The organism is Vibrio aquaticus, from assembly GCF_003970385.1.
Taxonomy (GTDB): Bacteria; Pseudomonadota; Gammaproteobacteria; order Enterobacterales; family Vibrionaceae; genus Vibrio; species Vibrio aquaticus.
The window spans coordinates 1-351 of sequence record NZ_RXZH01000204.1; the positions used below are offsets into that span (position 1 = coordinate 1).

Below are 351 nucleotides of genomic sequence, written 5' to 3' on the forward strand. Positions count from 1 at the left end.
TTACCGCTTGGCGATAGACCTGCAGTGCTCTAATTAAAGAGACTTAAAGAATGGTGCGGAAGGAGAGACTTGAACTCTCACACCTTGCGGCGCCAGAACCTAAATCTGGTGCGTCTACCAATTCCGCCACTTCCGCATCAATTTTGTATTCATATCGCTGATTGGTAAAAGCGTTATGAAGTTGTAATGGCAGGCTACTTAGAGCCGAACCAGGGACAATAGATGAGGCATCAAAAGATGTTTATCCACTGAACCTATAAATAGTGGCAGGTCTACCTGGATTCGAACCAGGGAATGGCGGCATCAAAAGCCGCTGCCTTACCGCTTGGCGATAGACCTGCAGTGCTCTAA

At 47.3% G+C, this 351-nt stretch carries 2 tRNA genes; both read right to left on the reverse strand.

The window, feature by feature from the left end:
- Window positions 1–51: 51 nt before the first annotated feature.
- Window positions 52–136 (reverse strand) — tRNA-Leu (locus EJ063_RS20785).
- 128 nt (window positions 137–264) lie between these two features.
- Window positions 265–339: transfer RNA gene (locus tag EJ063_RS20790), tRNA-Gln, on the reverse strand.
- Window positions 340–351: the final 12 nt, after the last annotated feature.